General features: G+C 70.8%; 21 protein-coding genes. 17 read left to right on the top strand and 4 right to left on the bottom strand.

All coding sequences use genetic code 11. The features are described from left to right. The 15 genes from fliF to BLV01_RS20430 are packed head-to-tail and all read left to right on the top strand — an operon-like array spanning window position 1 to window position 11,213. The gene (gene fliF, locus BLV01_RS20500) at window positions 1–1,452 is read left to right on the top strand and encodes a flagellar basal-body MS-ring/collar protein FliF (protein WP_091804440.1); all 1,452 of its coding nucleotides are present in this window, start codon (window positions 1–3) and stop codon (window positions 1,450–1,452) included. Further along, window positions 1,439–1,987, top strand: coding sequence for a hypothetical protein (locus BLV01_RS20495; protein ID WP_091804437.1), 549 nt, complete (start codon window positions 1,439–1,441; stop codon window positions 1,985–1,987). Before fliF ends, BLV01_RS20495 begins: the two co-directional genes overlap by 14 nt. Beyond that, window positions 1,984–2,709: a FliH/SctL family protein gene (locus tag BLV01_RS20490; RefSeq protein ID WP_139178951.1), complete on the top strand. Its 726-nt coding sequence runs from the start codon at window positions 1,984–1,986 to the stop codon at window positions 2,707–2,709. The genes BLV01_RS20495 and BLV01_RS20490 overlap by 4 nt, the downstream gene beginning before the upstream one ends. Window position 2,710: 1 nt before the next feature. Then, window positions 2,711–4,039: a FliI/YscN family ATPase gene (locus BLV01_RS20485; protein WP_091804431.1), complete on the top strand. Its 1,329-nt coding sequence runs from the start codon at window positions 2,711–2,713 to the stop codon at window positions 4,037–4,039. Further along, window positions 4,036–4,515, top strand: a complete 480-nt coding sequence (locus BLV01_RS20480) for a hypothetical protein (protein WP_091804428.1) — start codon at window positions 4,036–4,038, stop codon at window positions 4,513–4,515. The genes BLV01_RS20485 and BLV01_RS20480 overlap by 4 nt, the downstream gene beginning before the upstream one ends. After that, entirely contained in the window at window positions 4,512–5,204 is a 693-nt protein-coding gene (locus BLV01_RS26440) for a hypothetical protein (protein ID WP_091804426.1), read from the top strand. The genes BLV01_RS20480 and BLV01_RS26440 overlap by 4 nt, the downstream gene beginning before the upstream one ends. After that, complete coding sequence (locus BLV01_RS20470) at window positions 5,194–5,610, top strand: flagellar hook capping FlgD N-terminal domain-containing protein (RefSeq protein ID WP_091804423.1); 417 nt, start codon at window positions 5,194–5,196, stop codon at window positions 5,608–5,610. The genes BLV01_RS26440 and BLV01_RS20470 overlap by 11 nt, the downstream gene beginning before the upstream one ends. A 13-nt stretch (window positions 5,611–5,623) precedes the next feature. Beyond that, window positions 5,624–6,883, top strand: coding sequence for a flagellar hook-basal body complex protein (locus tag BLV01_RS20465; protein WP_091804420.1), 1,260 nt, complete (start codon window positions 5,624–5,626; stop codon window positions 6,881–6,883). Between the two features lie 5 nt (window positions 6,884–6,888). Beyond that, window positions 6,889–7,719 (top strand): FliM/FliN family flagellar motor C-terminal domain-containing protein, encoded by an 831-nt coding sequence (locus BLV01_RS20460; RefSeq protein ID WP_139178942.1) that lies wholly within the window; start codon window positions 6,889–6,891, stop codon window positions 7,717–7,719. Then, the gene (locus BLV01_RS20455) at window positions 7,716–8,054 is read left to right on the top strand and encodes a FliM/FliN family flagellar motor switch protein (protein ID WP_091804414.1); all 339 of its coding nucleotides are present in this window, start codon (window positions 7,716–7,718) and stop codon (window positions 8,052–8,054) included. The genes BLV01_RS20460 and BLV01_RS20455 overlap by 4 nt, the downstream gene beginning before the upstream one ends. Window positions 8,055–8,094: 40 nt before the next feature. After that, window positions 8,095–8,433: a hypothetical protein gene (locus BLV01_RS20450; RefSeq protein ID WP_139178939.1), complete on the top strand. Its 339-nt coding sequence runs from the start codon at window positions 8,095–8,097 to the stop codon at window positions 8,431–8,433. After that, window positions 8,430–9,215: a flagellar type III secretion system pore protein FliP gene (fliP, locus tag BLV01_RS20445; protein ID WP_217633552.1), complete on the top strand. Its 786-nt coding sequence runs from the start codon at window positions 8,430–8,432 to the stop codon at window positions 9,213–9,215. Before BLV01_RS20450 ends, fliP begins: the two co-directional genes overlap by 4 nt. Further along, complete coding sequence (locus tag BLV01_RS20440) at window positions 9,212–9,961, top strand: sigma-70 family RNA polymerase sigma factor (protein ID WP_217633551.1); 750 nt, start codon at window positions 9,212–9,214, stop codon at window positions 9,959–9,961. Before fliP ends, BLV01_RS20440 begins: the two co-directional genes overlap by 4 nt. Further along, window positions 9,958–10,593 (top strand): tetratricopeptide repeat protein, encoded by a 636-nt coding sequence (locus BLV01_RS20435; protein ID WP_091804408.1) that lies wholly within the window; start codon window positions 9,958–9,960, stop codon window positions 10,591–10,593. The genes BLV01_RS20440 and BLV01_RS20435 overlap by 4 nt, the downstream gene beginning before the upstream one ends. 8 nt (window positions 10,594–10,601) lie before the next feature. After that, entirely contained in the window at window positions 10,602–11,213 is a 612-nt protein-coding gene (locus BLV01_RS20430) for a lytic transglycosylase domain-containing protein (RefSeq protein WP_091804405.1), read from the top strand. Between the two features lie 54 nt (window positions 11,214–11,267). On the opposite strand, the gene BLV01_RS20425 is transcribed toward BLV01_RS20430, so the two are convergent. Then, on the bottom strand, window positions 11,268–11,612 hold the full coding sequence (locus BLV01_RS20425) for a hypothetical protein (protein WP_091804402.1): 345 nt from the start codon (window positions 11,610–11,612) through the stop codon (window positions 11,268–11,270). A gap of 221 nt (window positions 11,613–11,833) precedes the next feature. Here BLV01_RS20425 and BLV01_RS20420 point away from each other — a divergent pair, with 221 nt between their 5' ends. Both BLV01_RS20420 and BLV01_RS20415 read left to right on the top strand, forming a co-directional pair. Next, window positions 11,834–12,433 (top strand): hypothetical protein, encoded by a 600-nt coding sequence (locus BLV01_RS20420; RefSeq protein ID WP_217633550.1) that lies wholly within the window; start codon window positions 11,834–11,836, stop codon window positions 12,431–12,433. 125 nt (window positions 12,434–12,558) lie between these two features. Further along, window positions 12,559–14,061 (top strand): MocR-like pyridoxine biosynthesis transcription factor PdxR, encoded by a 1,503-nt coding sequence (locus BLV01_RS20415; RefSeq protein ID WP_091804399.1) that lies wholly within the window; start codon window positions 12,559–12,561, stop codon window positions 14,059–14,061. A 14-nt stretch (window positions 14,062–14,075) separates the two neighbouring features. Here BLV01_RS20415 and BLV01_RS25750 read toward each other — a convergent pair whose 3' ends face one another. From BLV01_RS25750 to BLV01_RS26435, 3 genes are all read right to left on the bottom strand, one after another. Further along, window positions 14,076–14,336, bottom strand: coding sequence for a hypothetical protein (locus tag BLV01_RS25750; protein ID WP_139178936.1), 261 nt, complete (start codon window positions 14,334–14,336; stop codon window positions 14,076–14,078). A 14-nt stretch (window positions 14,337–14,350) separates the two neighbouring features. Further along, complete coding sequence (locus tag BLV01_RS20410) at window positions 14,351–14,746, bottom strand: hypothetical protein (RefSeq protein WP_139178933.1); 396 nt, start codon at window positions 14,744–14,746, stop codon at window positions 14,351–14,353. Between the two features lie 452 nt (window positions 14,747–15,198). Beyond that, on the bottom strand, window positions 15,199–15,783 hold a 585-nt coding region (locus tag BLV01_RS26435; protein WP_175486148.1), incomplete at its 5' end, for a hypothetical protein.

Genomic DNA, 15,783 nt, shown 5'->3' with positions numbered 1-15,783 from the left:
ATGGATACCGCCACTCAATCTCCCGCATCCGAAGGCTTGCTCTCGCGCCTTCCCGGCGACCCGCGCCAGCGCCAGATCCTGGTCGCCGTCGCGCTGTCGCTGCTGATCTTCGCCTTGCTGCTCGGCGGCTACCTGATGCTGCGCCCGAACTACATCGTGCTGTTCCGCGGGCTCAAGCCGCTGGACGCGGCGGCGGTGGTGAAGGAGCTGGAGAAGGAGAAGATCCCTTACCGCTATGACGAAGCCGCCAACGCCATCCTGGTGCCGGAAGGCGAGTCCAAGGCCGCGCGGATCAAGCTCGGCAGCGCCGACCTGCGCCTGCAGGACGTGGTCGGCCTGGAGCTGTTCAAGGACTCCGACCTGGGCCTGACCGAGTTCGCGCAGAAGGTGAACTACCAGCGCGCGCTGCAGGGCGAGGTCGCGCGCACGCTGATGTCGCTGGAAGAAGTGGACATGGCGCGGGTGCACCTGACCCTGCCGGAGTCGTCGATCTTCCGCCGCGACCAGGTCAAGCCGAAGGCGTCGGTGACGATCTTCCCCAAGGGCAGCGCGCCGCTGGGCGAGGACAGCATCCGCGGCATCCAGAAACTGGTCGCCGCCTCGGTGCCGGGGATGGCGCCGGGCGATGTGATCGTGCTCGACCAGCGCGGCGCGGCCGCCACCGCCGACGAGATCGGCGAGGTGTCCGATCCCAAGTTCGCGCTCAAGCAGGCGATCGAGCGCAGCTACGAGAAGAAGATCTCCGAGCAGCTGGCGCGGGTGCTGCGCGAGACCGGCGCCACCGTCAGCGTCAACGCCGAGATCAACTTCGACCAGGTCCAGACCACCCGCGAGACCGGCGTCGCGCCGGCGGCCGAAGCGACGCCGCGCGCGCTGCCGCCGCTGCCCGCGGTGGCCGGCGCCGCCGCCGCGCCGGGCGCCGCCGATCCGCTGCCGCCGCTGCCCGCGTCGGCGGCGGCGCCGGCCGCGCCGGTGCGCACCAACCGCGTGCTCGAGCAGATCGTCAGCGCGCCGGGCACGGTGCGCCGGCTCAGCGTGGCGATCGTGCTCGAACGCGAGCAACCCGCCGAAGTGGTGGAGAAGGTGCAGGCGGTAGTTGCGGCCTCGGCCGGCATCGACGGCAAGCGCGGCGACGTGGTGTCGATCGTGGTCCGCGACCCGGCCCTGCCGGTGGCGGCGATGGCTGCACCGGTGGCGGCGCTGCCCGCGCTGGCGACGCCGCGCGCGCAGCCGGCCGCGCCCGCTGCGGCCATATCCGCGGCGTTCGCGGCCAAGGACGCGGCCCTGCTCGGCGCGGCCGGCGCGTTGCTGCTGGTCGGCGGCGTCGCCTGGCGCGCGCTGCGCCGGCGCGGGCCGGCGCCGCGCCGGCTCAGCGACCACGAACGCGACCAGTTCGCCGCGCGCCTGAAGCGGCTGCTGCACGACCAGGGAGACGCGCATGTCCGGCCTTGAACCGATCCGCACCGACCCCGCGCGCGCCAAGTCCGAGCGCGAGCTGCGCCGCACCGTCGGCCGGCTCAGCCAGTGTTCGATCGAAGACATCGAAGCGATCTGGTCGCAACTCGATCCGCGCGAACAGGCGCAGTTGCGGCCGCTGCTGGCCGAAGCCAGCGGCTCGCTGCCGGAGTCGGCGCTGGGCGCGCTGGCGGCCGCGCCGCGGGCGGAGGGCGATGCGGCGCCCGCGGCGCTTCCGCCGGCGTTCGGACACTACCTGGCGCAGTTGCCCGAAACCGTCGCCGCCAGCGTGCTGGCGAGCTTCGATGCGCCCGCGCGCGAAGCGGCGTTGCAGGCGTTGCCGGACCCGGCCGGGCGCGAAAGCCTGCGCGCCGCGGCCGCGCCGCTGCGGCTGCGTCCGGCCGCGCGTCGCGCCTTGAACGCCGCGGCGCTGGCGGCCGCGCGCGAAGCCGCGCCCGCACCGGTCCAGGCGCCGGCTGAAGCCGCGCCGCGCGGCCTGTCGCGGCTGTGGCGGCGGAGCGCGCGCGCATGAGCGGCGCGTCGTCGGGCGGCGTGATCAAGGCCGGCACCGTCGCGGTCAGCGGCGAGCGCCGCTCGACCCTGCGCGATCCCGCACCCGCGGCATTGCCGGCGACTGCGGCCGCGCCCGACCCGCAGGCCCTGCGCATCGCCGAGCTCGAACAGGCCCTGGCCGCCGCGCAGGCGCAGTCGGCGAGCCAGGCCAAGGCCGCCGAGACCCGCGAGAAGCAGGCCTTCGAACGCGGCCGCGCGCACGGCGAGCAAGCCGGCCAAGCCGCCGCGCAACAGCGCTACGACGAACGCGTGCAGGCGCTGACCGAAGCCGTCGAAGGCGCCCGGCAGCGCCTGGAAACGCAGCTCGTCGAGGTCGCCCGCGACTGGTCGCTGCAACTGGCGCAGGCGGCGTTGGCGCGGATCGTCGGCGACGGTTCGCTGCACGCCGAACTGGTCGCGCGCACGCTCGCCCATCACCTGTCCGCATTGAACCGCGACAGCGTGCTGGCGGTGGAAGTCTCCAGCCAGGACTTCCCCGATGCCGATTTCCCCGACCAGCCGGCGCTGCGCGCCGCGCTGTCGCGCTACGCCGCGCTGCCGCCGTGCCGGATCGACGCCGATCCCTCCCGCGCCGCCGGCAGCTGCGTCGTCCGGCTCAAGCTCGGCCGCCTCGACCTCGGCCTGCCGGCGCAACGCGAACGCCTGGACGCGGCGTTCGCGCAATTGCGGGAGCGCGGCTGACATGGCCTTGCGCGCGCTGCTCGACACCATCGGCCGGGTCGATACCGCGACCCGGCTCGGCACCGTGACCCGGATAATGCCGACCTTCATCGAGGCCGACGGCCCCGGCCTGCCGCTGGGCTCGCTGTGCCGGGTGCGCGCGGGCGGCGGCCAGGAACTGCTGGCCGAAGTGGCCAAGGTCGAGACCGGCCGCATCACCCTGGCGCCGTACGGCGCGGTGTCCAGCGCGCACGTCGGCGACGCCGTCGAAGCGTTGCGCGTCGGCGCGACCATCCCGGTCGGCCCGGGCTACCTGGGCCGCATCGTCGATCCGATGGGCGCGCCGCTCGACGGCGGCGGCGCCATCGCCGAATGCGAGCGCGACTGGCCGCTGGCCGGCGCGGCGAGCTCGGCGCTGGACCGGCTGTCGCCGCGCGCGCCGCTGCACAGCGGGCTGCGCGCGATCGACGCGCTGCTGACCCTCGGCGTCGGCCAGCGCGCCGGCATCTTCGCCGGCAGCGGCGTCGGCAAGACCACGCTGCTGGCCGACCTCGCCGGCCAGGTCCAGGCCGACGTGTGCGTGCTGTGCCTGGTCGGCGAGCGCGGCCGCGAAGCCGACGATTTCTGGCGCCATTCGCTCGACGAAGCCGCGCGCCGACGCTCGGTGATGGTGGTCGCCAGTTCCGACCAGCCGGCGATCCTGCGCGCGCGCAGCGTGCTCGCGGCGCTGTCGCTGGCCGAATACTTCCGTGCCCAGGGCAAGCACGTGTTGCTGCTGCTGGATTCGATCACCCGCTACGCGCTGGCCTTGCGCGAGATCGGCCTGGCCGCGGGCGAGCCGCCGACCATCCGCGCCTACACCCCGAGCGTGTTCTCGGCCCTGCCCAAGGTGATCGAACGCTGCGGCGCGTTGCGCCAGGGCGGCGCGATCACCGCGCTGATGACGGTGCTGGCCGAGAGCGACGACATCGACGATCCGATGACCGAAACCTTGCGCGCCCTGCTCGACGGCCACATCGTGCTGACCCGCGCGCTGGCCGAGCAAGGCCACTATCCGGCCATCGACGTGCCGCGCAGCATCAGCCGCGTGTTCGCCCAGGTGACCGCGCCGGAGCATCGCGCCGCGGCCAAGACCGCGATCGCCCAGCTGTCGCTGTACGAAAGCTCGCGCACCCTGGTCGAATCCGGCCTGTACGCCGCCGGCGCCAATCCCGAACTCGACCGCGCCCTGCGCACGCGTCCGGCGCTGATCGACTTCCTGCGCCAGGACAGCGGCCAGGCCGACGAGGCCGCCGGCAGCGTCGAGCGCCTGCGCGCGCTGCTCGCCGCCGGCGAAGGCGGCGGACGATGAACCGCGAACGCCTGGGCCAGCTCGAAGCCATCGCCCAGCTGCAGCGCGTGCGCCTGGACCAGGCGCAGCTGCACGCCGCCGGCCTGCGCCGCGAATTGCAGCGCGCGCAACAGGCCTGCCAGGCCGGTCTGAGCGAGCGCGACGGCATCCAGGCCCAATGGCGGGCCGCGCTGGAGCGCGGCGCCGGATTGGATCTGGCCGCGATCGCCGGCTGGCGCTCGCTCGCCGGCGACGCCCAGCGCCGCTGCGACGAAAACGAGACGGCGCGCCGGCAGGCGCAAGACGCCGTCGACGCGTTCGCGCGCGAACTGCTGCGCCTGCGCACCCAATCCGAACGCAGCGACGAAGACGCCGCGCGCGAGCGCGCCGCGCTGGCGCGCAAGCGCGAAGAAAAACTCGGCGATGCCGCGCTGGAACGGCACAACGCCTTGCTGCACGAAGCGACATCGCGACACGCCCAGGGAGCTGCGCCATGAAGATTTCCGCACCGCCTTCGCCGCCGTTGCCGGCGCCCGCCGCCGGCGCGGCGCCGCGCGGCCAGGAGCGCGGGCCGTTCCAACAGCTGGTGCAACGGCTGGAGCAGGACATGTGGTCCGGCGCCGCCGCGGGCGACGCGCCGGGCGCGGCGCCCGCGCCGCGGATCGGCGCGCGTGCGCCGCTCGCCGCCGCCGCGCCGGCGGTGGTGCGCCCGCTCGCCCATCTGCGCGATCCCGGCCTGCCCGCGGGCGGCATCGAACCGCAACCGCAGTACGGCCTGCGCGACATCGTCGAAGCCAGCGCCGCGGCCGCGGCCGTCGCCGTGCCGGCGGCGGCGCGCGGCAACGGCAGCGGCGTCGCCTTCGCGGCCTTAGTCGCGCCGCCGCCCGCCCGCGCGGGCGCAGCGGCCGGACCGGGCGACGCCGGCGCCGACGAGGCCGCCCGCGTCTTCCACGCCAGCGCCGCGCCGCCACGCGAGGAATCCGCCGGCGACCGCCTGAGCCTGCTCGCCGCGCCCGGCGGCTTCGGCCTGGCGCTGCGCCTGCGCGAGGACCGCCCGCTGGACGCGGACCTGCTCAAGCGCGCGCTGGCGCGGGTGCTGCACGAACACGGCGCCAGCCTGATGCGCCTGACCATCAACGGAACCGACGCAAGCCTTTTCCAAGGGGAAACACCACATGGCGATTAGTCCCATCAGCGGCGGCGGCGGCAGCGTCGGCACCTCGCAGCGCATCGATTCGCTGGGCCTGGACATGCAGTCGCTGCTGCAGATCATCCTGACCCAGCTGACCTACCAGGACCCGCTCAAGCCGGTCGACAACTTCGAGTTCGTCTCGCAGCTGGCCCAGTTCACCTCGCTGGAGCAGAGCCGCCAGCTCACCGACAAGATGGACCAGCTGCTGGGCGTGCAATCGGCGACCCAGACCCTGGGCCTGCTCGGCCGCAGCGTCGACGTGCAGCAGGGCGAGGCGCTGGTGTCGGGCGTGGTCAAGAACGTCTCGTTCAAGAACGGCGCGCCGGAACTGACCATCACCACCGCCGGCGGCGAGTTCCTCGCCAACGCCTCCCTGTCCCAGATCGTGCAAGTGCGCTGAAGGAGCCACCGACATGCTCGACAGCATCTACATCGGCATGAGCGGCCTGACCGCCCATTCCAAGGGTCTGCAGACCATCAGCAACAACGTCGCCAACCTCAACACGCCCGGCTACAAGACCACCACGCCGCGCTTCTCCGACCTGTACTACGGCCAGCGCTTCTTCGGCCAGGGCCCGGATTCGGCGCGCGTGGCCAGCGGCGGCAGCGGCGTGGAGTACGGCTACGGCGCGCTCAACTTCAAGCAGGGCGAGATCCGCCGCAGCGACGGCCAGCTCGACCTGGGCATCGACGGCTCCGGCTTCCTGGCCCTGCTCCAGGACGGCAAGGTGCGCTACGCGCGCACCGGCCAGTTCGTCGTCGACGACGACGGCATCGTGCGCGAGAAAGGCAGCAAGATGGAGCTGACCACGCTCGGCGCCGACGGCAAGCTCGACAACATCCTGATCGACAAGCTGCGCACCAGTCCGGCCAAGCCGACCAGCTCGGTGAAGATCGAAGGCAGGCTGCAGTCCAACGTCAATCCCAACAATCCCGGCGGCGGCAACAACCCGCCCACCGGCACCACGCCGGAAACCTTCTCGATCGCCAACGTCGAGATGTACGACGCGTCCGGGACCAAGATAACCACCACGGTCAAGATCACCCGCGACCTGATCTCGCCGCCGCTGGGCAACAACTCCGCGCGCTGGCAGGTGGCGTTGATCGACAAGGACAACAAGACCATCGGCCAGGGCGAGATCCGCTTCATCAACGCCACCATCGAGCCGGGCGCGGACAAGGTCGCGATCCGGGTGACCTCCGGCAACGGCATGACCAGCGAGGTGACCCTGGACTTCGCGAACATCGGCTATGTCTTCGGGCCCACGGTCAACTCCGACCTCAAGGTCGCCAAGACCGACGGCTACGGCCCCGGCACGATGTCGAGCCTGCGCGTGGACGATGTCGGCGCGTTGGTCATCGACTATTCCAACGGCCAGAAGGAAACGCTGGGCAAGGTCGCGATGGCCGACTTCGCCGACCCGCAGCGGCTGATCCAGCTCGGCGACGGCGTATTCGACGCCTCGCAGTTGCCCGATCCGGCCTACGTCGCCAGCAAGCAGGGCGCCGGCACCTTGTCGTCGGGCGTGATCGAGGCGTCCAACGTCGACCTGTCCACCGAGTTCGGCCGGCTGATCCTGATCCAGCGCGGCTTCCAGGCGTCCTCGCAGGTCATCAGCACCGCCAACGAGATGATCATGCAGCTGTTCCAGATGAAGGGCGGCCAGGGATGAGCGCCGTGGCCGATACCTTCCCGCGCGGTGCCGCCGCGGCGCCGCGCTGGCGCCCGCTCGGCCAGGCCGACGCCGACTGGCTGCGCGAGCGCGCCGCGCCGGCGTTGCGCGCCTGGCAGGACGAATGGCTCGACGCCGGCCTGTTCGAGGTGCTCGACGCGCAGCCGTTCGCCCCCGGCCAAACCCTCGCCGGCGGCGGCGCCTGCTGGCGCGCTGGCGCGGCGCTGGCGGCGCAGACCGAGCCGGGCGCGTGGAAGCGCCATGCGCTGGTGGCGATGGCGCTGTCGGCGCAGGCCGACGCGCAAGCGCCCGAAGCGCTGATCGCGCCGCTGCAGGAGCAGATGCTCGACGCGCTGCTCGCGCGCCTGGCCGACGCCCTGCTCGACGGCGCGTCCGCTGCCCGCACCGGCTTCGAACGCGCCCTGCCCGGCAGCGACGCCGGCTTCGCCGCCGGCGGCGTGCGCCTGCGCATCGGCACCGCGCGCGATCCGCAGCTGCTCGACCTGTACTGCGCCGCCGAACTGGCCTGGGCGCGGCCGCTGGGCGCCGCCCCGGCCGCCAAGCGCGCGGCGCCGGCCGCGCGCGGCGAAGCGCTCGGCGACAACGATGTGCGGCTGTCGGCGGTGCTCGGCCGTTGCCGGCTCACCGCGCTGCAACTCAGCGAACTGGCGGTCGGCGACGTGCTGACCACCGCGCAGTCGCTGCACGACCCGATCGAACTGCGCCTGCATGCCGACGGCGCCGCGCCGCGCACCATCGCCCACGGCCGGCCGGGACGCGCGCAACAGCGGCTCTCGATCGAGCTCACCACCCTCCAGCAGAAGCGAACCCCATGAACACCCCGCTCGGCGTCAGCAAAATCGACATCATGCAGATCGACCTTCCCGAACACGCCGCCGCCGGCGAGCGCGCCGCCGCCGACGCGCCCGGCCAGCGCATCCCGCTGGACATGCTCGGCGAGATCGCGGTCGAGGTCGAAATCCAGCTCGGCACCGCCCGGCTCACGGTCAAGGAACTGATGGCGCTGCAGGCCGGTTCGCTGCTGACCCTGGACCAGCACCTGCTGCAGGACGTGAACGTGCTGCTCAACGAACGCGTGGTCGCGCGCGGCGAAGTGGTCGCGGTCGGCGATCGTTTCGGCGTGCGGATCAAGGAACTCGGCGCCGCCTGAGCGCGCCGTCCGCCGCGGCGGACGGCCCCGGATACCGACTATGTCCATGCAGATCGACTACCTGCGCGTCGCGCTGTCGCTGGCCCTGTGCCTGGGACTGGGCGTGGCCGCCATCTTCCTGCTGCGCTCGCGCTTCCGCGGGCTCAGCGTCGGCCCCGCCCGCGACCTGGCGCTGTTGGAAAGCCTGCGCGTGGACCCGCGCACGGCCGTGCACGTGCTGGCCTACCAGGACCAGCGCCTGCTGCTGACCACGCGCGACAACGCCGTGCACGTGACCGTGCTGCCCGCTTCGGCGACGACGCCGGGCGCGGACGCGGCGCCCGCGGCCCCGCGCGACACCGCCGCCCACGACGCCAGCGACGGAGCGCCCGCGCCATGACCGCCTTCTTCGTCCGCCACCGCCGCCTGCTGTTGCTGGCGTTGCTGATGGGAGTGTTCGCCGCCGCCTCGGCGATGGCCGCCGCGCCGCCGCAGGCGCCGGCCGTGCCCGATCCGTTCCTCCAGCAAGGCGCCGTGCTCGGCGCGCTCAAGGGCGGCACCAGCGAGAGCGTGCGCATCGCCACCGTGCTGACCCTGCTCAGCATCGTGCCGGCGCTGGTGATCTCGATGACCGCGTTCATCCGCATCATCATCGTGCTGTCGATGATCCGCCACGCCTTCGGCATGCCCGAGACGCCGCCGACGCCGGTGTTGATCAGCCTCGGCCTGCTGCTGACCGTATTCACCATGTTGCCGACGCTGGAGAAGGTCAACAGCGAGGCGTACCAGCCTTTCATGAGCGGGCAGATGACGCTCGACGTCGCGCTGGAGAAAGGCAGTTCGCCGGTCAAGGACTTCATGCTGCGGCAGGTGCGCGAGGACGAACTCAAGCTGATGTACGAGATCTCCGGCAAGCCGCTGCCGGACGAGCCGGCGCAGGTCGGCATGCTGCAGCTGACCTCGGCCTTCATCCTCAACGAGCTGCGCGTGGCGTTCCAGATCGGCTTCGTGATCCTGCTGCCGTTCCTGTTGATCGACCTGGTGGTGTCGAGCGTGCTGCTGTCGCTGGGCATGCTGATGGTTCCGCCGGCGACGATCTCGCTGCCGCTGAAGGTGCTGATGTTCGTGCTGGTGGACGGCTGGAGCCTGATCCTGCAGGGCGTGGTGCTCAGCTTCAAATGACCTCGCCGCCCGCCCTCGCCGCCGAAGACGACGCCGCGCCCGCGGCGGAGGCGGCGCTGTGGGCGGCGCTGCGGCGCGACGGCTCGACCGCGGCGCGCGAGGCCTTGTTCCTGCGCTACCAACCGTACGCGCAGGCGCTGGCCGCGCGCATCTACGGCGGCCGCCACAGCCGCGAGGTCGAGTTCCGCGACTACCAGCAACTGGCCTACATCGGCCTGCTCGATTCGATGGACCGCTACGATCCGCAGCAGGGCGCGGGCTTCAAGACCTTCTGCACCCCGCGCATCACCGGCAACGTGCTCGACGGCCTGCGCGCGCTCAGCGAGGCGCAGGAGCAGATCTCGCTCAAGCGCCGGCTGCAGCGCGACCGCCTGAGTTCGCTCAAGGACGGCAAGCCGGCCGGGCGCAAGCTCGACGCGCTGTCGGAACTGGCGGTGGGCCTGGCCATCGGCCACATGCTCGAAGGCACCGGCATGTACGCCGACGGCGAGCAGGCCGACCGCCACGACGGCTATGCCGCGGTGGCCTGGCAGCAGACCTGCCGCAGCCTGCGCCAGGCGGTCGAGCGCTTGCCGGCGGACATGGGCAAGGTCGTGAGCTACCACTATTTCCACTCGCTGCCGTTCGAACAGATCGCCGGCATCCTCGGCCTGAGCAAGGGCCGCATCTCGCAGATCCACCGCGCCGCCCTGACCCAGCTGCGCGAAAAGATCCAATCCCATTCCCTATCGCGGACCACGACATGAGAGACGACCGCTACCCCATCGCCTGCGACGACGACACCCTCGACGCGATCAAGGCGGCGATGCAACGCTCCGACGACGAAGCGCTCGCGCTGCTCGATGCCGCGGTATCGCGCCATCCCGCCGACGCGCGCCTGGCGCTGCTGCGCGGCTCGGTCTACGCCAGCCAGGGCGCCTACCCGCAAGCCTTCGCCGACCTCAGCCAGGCGGTGGTGATGGCGCCGGAGCTGTACGCGGCGCGTTTCATGCTCGGCTACCTGGAGCTGTGCCATCGCGGCGCGGCGCAGGCGATCGCGGTCTGGCATCCGCTGACCCAGCTCGGCGAACACGAAGCGCTGGGCGACTTCGCCCGCGGCCTGACTCTGCTAGTGACCGGCGAGCCGGAGCAGGCGCGCGCGTTCCTGCAGCGCGGGCTGGAGGGCAATCGCGATCATCCCGAACTGTCGCCGTTCGTGCAGTCGCTGATCGAGAAGTCGCACGAGATCGTCGCCGCCGGCGAACCGGCGCCGGTGCCCGGCTTCGGCGCCGTGCCGGACGCGCCGGTCGCAGACGGCGCCAACGACGGCGAAGACGAAGAACCCGGCAACGGCAGCCACCTGTTGCTCGGCGGTTACCTCGACCGTCGCGACCACTGAGCCTGCGCATGCGCACGTACCGCCTTCCGCCGCAACGGCGCGCGCGCGCGCCGTCGCTGGCGCTGGCCGCGCTGCTGGCGTGCGCGCCAGCCGCGGCCGACTGCATCGACGACGCCGCGCGCTACCAGGGCGTGCACCCGCACGTCCTGCGCGCGATCGCGTACCACGAATCGCGGATGAAGCCCGAGACGGTCAACCACAACAAGAACAGCACCCGCGACATCGGCCTGATGGGCATCAACACCGTGCACGGCGGCGAACTCTCGCGCTACGGCATCGGCCCCGAGCGCCTGTTCGATCCCTGCGTCAACGCGTACGTGGGCGCGTGGCTGTTGCGGCGCAAGGTCGACAAGTACGGCGCCACCTGGAAGGCGGTGGCGGCGTATCACTCGGAAACCCCGCAGATCGGCGAGGCGTACATGCGCCGGATCCAGGACGTGATGCGGCGCTGGGGCTTGTTGCCGGCGATGGCGGCGGCGACGCCCGCAGCGGCCGCTGCCAAGCCCTCCGCGAGCGCTGCGAACGAGGCGACGGCCACGACGGCCGTCGCGCCTGTCGCCTCAGCCGCTTCGGCCCGCAACGGCAGCGGCGAACTCGACGCGCTGGCGACGATCCGCTGACCCGCCCGCGCGCGCGGCGCCTGCGCCGCGCAACCACGCGCCGCTGCGCGGCCCTCAGGCTTCCTCGACGCAGGCCCGGCACAAGGCCCAGGCTTCGGCGTCCTCGTTCAACACCGAGACCACCACCGCGATGGTCTGGTGGAATTCGGCCGAATTGGCCAGCTCGTCGCCGAACTCCTCGGCCAGCAGCCCTTCGACCAGGCGCCCGACCAACACTTTCTCGTCGCCCACGCCGGCGGCCTTGAGCGCTTGCACCGCCTGCAGCGGCGACTGCCGCCCGGCCTCGCGCGTGGGCGCGCCGTCCTGGCGCTGCGTCCGCGCGGCGGTGGCGCCGCCCTGCTTGCGCAGGTGCACGCGCAGCTGCGCGATGAGGCGGTCGAGACGGGAGATGTCGGTCATCGCAGGCGTTCGGGTTCGAAGAGCGGCGGAAGGGAGCAGCGGCGCCTTGCGACGGCGAGACGGCCCGGCGCGCGCCGACGGACGACGCGCAACCCTCGCCCTAGTATGCGCCATGGCCGCGCGGCAGCGGCGATCCTGGCCGGACGCGACGCGGCTTAATGGCCCTGTCGCAGCCCTCGCGCGGCGCGCACCGTGTAGCCCCGCCTCCATGAGCCGCAGGCATGCACGCACCCCGCTCCCCGTCCCGTCGCCGCGTCCTCGTCGACGCTTGCGCCGGCGCCGCCGTCCTGGGCCTGTCGCCGCTCGCTTTCGCCGGCACCGGCGCCAGAACGCTGCCGGGGAGCGGCATCGCGCTGCCGACCGGCGACGTGCGCGACTTCGATTTCTTCGTCGGCCACTGGTCGTTCCGCAATCGCCGCCTCAAGCAGCGCTGGATCGGCAGCGACGACTGGGACGAGTTCCCCGCCTCGCTGCGCTGCGAAAGCCGCATGGGCGGCATCGTCAACCTCGACGAAGGCGCGTTCCCGACCAAGGGCTGGCAGGGCATGACCGTACGCGTGTTCAACCTCGCCGAAAAACGCTGGTATCTGTATTGGATCGACAGCAGCACCGGCCGGTTGTTCCCGCCGGTGGCCGGCGGTTTCGACGGCGACCGCGGCACTTTCTACGGCGACGACAGCGACGAAGGCCGGCCGGTCAAGGTGCGCTTTATCTGGACCCGCATCGACGCCGACCACGCGCGCTGGGAACAGGCGTTCTCGCGCGACGGCAAGGCGTGGGAGACCAACTGGACGATGGAGCACACGCGGATCGCGGCATGAACCGGCGGCGCAAACGCGGCCGCCGCGCCGGCGCTCCGGCGTTTCCCCGCGCGCGTCGCGGCGGCAAGGCGAGGTCATGACAACCATCATGCGCGGCCCCCATCCGCGCCGGCTACGCTATCGGCATGGCCAAACATGCCGGCTCCGTGTTCAGCGTCGACGTCACCGGGCTGGAACCCGACGCCGGCCAGCCCGCCTATGCCCGCATCGGCGAACGCATCCGCACCGCGATCCGCAGCGGCGCCCTGCCGCCCGACGCGCGCCTGCCGTCGGCCCGCACCCTGGCCCGCGACCTCGGCGTCGCCCGCAACACCGTCGACTGGGCGCTCGACCAACTCGTCGCCGACGGCTACATCGTGCGCCGCCGCGGCGCCGGCAGCTTCGTCGCCGCGCGCCTGCCCGAGCGCGACGCGCCGCCGTTGCGCCCTGAGCGCAGCCGCATCGCCGTCCCCGATTCCGCCCCGCGCCGGCTTTCGCGCCGCGCCGAGGCCTTGCGCGCATATCCCGGCCACTACGCACCGGCCGCCTCGGTGCCCTTCGCGCCATCGCTGCCGCCGACCGACCTGTTCCCGCGCGTCGCCTGGAACCGCCTGCTGCAACGCGAAGCCGCGCGCAGCGGCGACGACTACTGGCACTACGGCGCCAGCAACGGCCTGCCCGCGCTGCGCCGCGCCATCGCCGCGCACGCCTCGGCGATGCGCGCGGTGCGCTGCTCGCCCGAGCAGGTGGTCGTCGTCACCAGCACCCAGCAAGCGGTCGAACTCGCGGCGAAGACCCTGGCCGATCCGGGCGACCGCGCGTGGTGCGAATGGCCGGGGTATCCGCCGGTACGCCATGGGCTGCGCAGCGCCGGGCTGGAGGTGGCGGACGTTGCGGTCGACGAACACGGCCTGGATGTCGCCGCGGGCCTGGCCGCCGCACCCGACGCGCGCTTGGCCTACGTAACGCCCGCGCATCAATACCCGCTCGGCGTCGAGCTCTCGCTGGCGCGCCGCCGTACCCTGCTCGACTGGGCGCACGCGCGCGACGCCTACGTGCTCGAAGACGACTACGACGGCGACTACCGCTACGAAGGCCGGCCCATCGCCTCGCTGCAGGCCATGGACGAGCATGGACGGACGATCTACATCGGTAGCTTCAACAAGATCCTGTTCCCCGCACTGCGCATCGCCTACGCGATCGTGCCCGAACCGTTGGTGGATGCCTTCGTCGACGCCAAGCACATCGCCGACGGCCATACCGCGTTGCTGATGCAGGGCGTGCTGGCGGCCTTCATCGAGGAGGGCCACCTCGGCCGGCACTTGCGCAAGACGCGGGCGGCTTACGACCAGCGGCGGCTGGCGTTCCTGGAACACGCGCGGGTGTTACGGCCGTGGCTGGACTTCGGCCCGGCCGTCGCCGGCATGCACGTGGCGGCGCGGTTTACCGATGCCGCCGCAGGGCTGGACGATCGCGCCGTCGGCGCGGCGTGCGGCGAAGCCGGAGTCGTCGTCCACCCCTTGTCGAAATACGGCGAGACCGGGCGGGGCGGGTTGGTGTTCGGATTCGCGTCGGCGCTGCCGCATCGCATGCAGAGCGGACTCGACGTCGTCCGCAAAGCACTCACGAACTGTGGTTCGCGGGTTTGACCTTCTCCAACTACTTATTGGGCGCGCATCATGGAAACTGTGAGCTGATACGCTTTTTCCGCCGCCGGAAGCTTTGAGACCGGTGAGCTTGGATAACGCGGCCCACCATCTTCACGCTTGTGCTCGATAGATATGCTCGCTTTCGCCATCGAATCGCGCGCGATGTATTTGGAAATCGTGAGCCCCGTTACTTCCTTGTCTTCAAACAACGCACGCTTGGCACCCGCCCAATCGCTGAAGCTCGCCTTTGCCTGGGCCGAATAAAAATTATCCATCGCCGCATCTGACTTTATCCACCCGTGCCCTCGAACTCAGCCGCCCATTCCTTATGGCGGGCGATAGCCTCATCCAGCGTCAGCAACGATGTGCCGCCATCGACCTGAGTTATCAAGCCGTTCTCAGACTGCACCCCAAAGTAACGAACGCCGTCTATAGCCCGCGCGTCGCCCCCCGTAATAGTGACCTGCGGATCGAAGGTCTTCATTACCATGCACGTCTGCGCCGGCGTGCAGGCCACGTCTGCCGGCCCAATAGCTCCGCTGATTTGGGCCGACTTGAATTTTTCCAGACTATCGCCGACCTCGACCCGGACACTTGCATTGGGCATGGGCGCCGCCTCGCGAAAAGATAAATACATCACCGCTGCCATCAGAATCACTAGCGAACTGAGAATAGATTTTTTCATTTCTGACGATTTCTCTTATCCAGGATTCACCTGAGGCCACCAGTGATTTTTTGCTGCCCGCTTCGCATTCGAATTTATCCTGGCGAACGAGATCGGATCAGCTCCGCGACCTGCCAGCGAGACGGAAACTTGGTGAAGTCATTGGATTTGCACCCGTCGCGGGGAACAATCTTGATGTCCGGCTTCACATTGACGACATAGCCCGCACCCAACTTACCCTCCGCATTCCCGAGCAGCCACTGACTCCCCTTAAAAAGCGCATTCACGCCCAGATGATCGTATATAGGCTGCAGCACATCGCGCTGCTCATCATAAAGAAGCAACTTTGCGGCCGACCATTGCCCCGCAGTCCGCGCCTCGGCATCTCCTGCCGCAAATCCAGTTTGCGAACGTCCGCGCGCGCTCCGTAAGATTTCGCGACCAACTCGCCGATGCTCTCGTTCGGGAAGATCTCACGAGCCGCGTGAGCCGCCGCATCGGCTCCGTACTTGTCGTAGATCCTTAACAGGGGGACGATATTCATGTATACGTCCTTCTGTCCTTGCAGTATTCGCAATGCGGTCTTGTCGTCGCCCGTGAATGTGGATGTGGGCGTGCCCAACGGCAGCCTCTGCAGACCGCTTAATGAAAAACTCGCCGCTTCGCTCGCGTTCAAGAGAGGCATCAGGGTAGGCGAAGCCGCGGTTGCCGGCCTGGTCGTAGGCGAGCTTGATCCGGCCCTGTTCGTCGTAGACGTAGCGCGAGAATCCGGGCGCCCAGTTCTTCACGCTCTGGTTGCTGGCCTGGACCATGATCTGGGTCTGCTTGGCGCCGTCGAACCAGACGTAGTCGTAGCTGGTCTTGACCGTGGTCGCCTCGCCGTAGGTCTCGGTGAAGTCGACCGTGCCGTCGTTCAGACGATAGGTGATGGTGCCGGTGTTGGCCTGGTTGTCGTGCTCCTGCATCAGCAGGCTGTCGTTGTCCCAGTAGCGCGTGCTGCTGCTCTTGAGCGCGCCGCCGGCGTCGTACTCGTAGTAGTCGCCGACCCGGCCGGCCTG

Origin of the sequence: Lysobacter sp. yr284, from assembly GCF_900107375.1 — a bacterium.
GTDB lineage: Bacteria > Pseudomonadota > Gammaproteobacteria > Xanthomonadales > Xanthomonadaceae > Lysobacter.
The sequence above is the reverse complement of the archived record's forward strand: the minus strand, read 5'-3'. Positions and strand labels throughout refer to the sequence as shown.

Excerpts from the sequence above, each read along its gene's own strand:
- BLV01_RS20465 (WP_091804420.1), top strand. The coding sequence starts at position 5,624 with ATGCTCGACAGCATCTACATCGGCATGAGCGGCCTGACCGCCCATTCC.
- BLV01_RS20435 (WP_091804408.1), top strand. The coding sequence starts at position 9,958 with ATGAGAGACGACCGCTACCCCATCGCCTGCGACGACGACACCCTCGAC.
- BLV01_RS20490 (WP_139178951.1), top strand. The coding sequence starts at position 1,984 with ATGAGCGGCGCGTCGTCGGGCGGCGTGATCAAGGCCGGCACCGTCGCG.
- BLV01_RS20470 (WP_091804423.1), top strand. The coding sequence starts at position 5,194 with ATGGCGATTAGTCCCATCAGCGGCGGCGGCGGCAGCGTCGGCACCTCG.
- BLV01_RS26440 (WP_091804426.1), top strand. The coding sequence starts at position 4,512 with ATGAAGATTTCCGCACCGCCTTCGCCGCCGTTGCCGGCGCCCGCCGCC.
- BLV01_RS20410 (WP_139178933.1), bottom strand. The coding sequence starts at position 14,746 with ATGAAAAAATCTATTCTCAGTTCGCTAGTGATTCTGATGGCAGCGGTG.
- BLV01_RS20495 (WP_091804437.1), top strand. The coding sequence starts at position 1,439 with ATGTCCGGCCTTGAACCGATCCGCACCGACCCCGCGCGCGCCAAGTCC.
- BLV01_RS20455 (WP_091804414.1), top strand. The coding sequence starts at position 7,716 with ATGAACACCCCGCTCGGCGTCAGCAAAATCGACATCATGCAGATCGAC.
- BLV01_RS20440 (WP_217633551.1), top strand. The coding sequence starts at position 9,212 with ATGACCTCGCCGCCCGCCCTCGCCGCCGAAGACGACGCCGCGCCCGCG.
- BLV01_RS20485 (WP_091804431.1), top strand. The coding sequence starts at position 2,711 with ATGGCCTTGCGCGCGCTGCTCGACACCATCGGCCGGGTCGATACCGCG.
- BLV01_RS20480 (WP_091804428.1), top strand. The coding sequence starts at position 4,036 with ATGAACCGCGAACGCCTGGGCCAGCTCGAAGCCATCGCCCAGCTGCAG.
- BLV01_RS20420 (WP_217633550.1), top strand. The coding sequence starts at position 11,834 with ATGCACGCACCCCGCTCCCCGTCCCGTCGCCGCGTCCTCGTCGACGCT.
- BLV01_RS20415 (WP_091804399.1), top strand. The coding sequence starts at position 12,559 with ATGGCCAAACATGCCGGCTCCGTGTTCAGCGTCGACGTCACCGGGCTG.
- BLV01_RS20450 (WP_139178939.1), top strand. The coding sequence starts at position 8,095 with ATGTCCATGCAGATCGACTACCTGCGCGTCGCGCTGTCGCTGGCCCTG.
- BLV01_RS20430 (WP_091804405.1), top strand. The coding sequence starts at position 10,602 with ATGCGCACGTACCGCCTTCCGCCGCAACGGCGCGCGCGCGCGCCGTCG.
- fliP (WP_217633552.1), top strand. The coding sequence starts at position 8,430 with ATGACCGCCTTCTTCGTCCGCCACCGCCGCCTGCTGTTGCTGGCGTTG.
- BLV01_RS25750 (WP_139178936.1), bottom strand. The coding sequence starts at position 14,336 with ATGGATAATTTTTATTCGGCCCAGGCAAAGGCGAGCTTCAGCGATTGG.
- BLV01_RS20425 (WP_091804402.1), bottom strand. The coding sequence starts at position 11,612 with ATGACCGACATCTCCCGTCTCGACCGCCTCATCGCGCAGCTGCGCGTG.
- fliF (WP_091804440.1), top strand. The coding sequence starts at position 1 with ATGGATACCGCCACTCAATCTCCCGCATCCGAAGGCTTGCTCTCGCGC.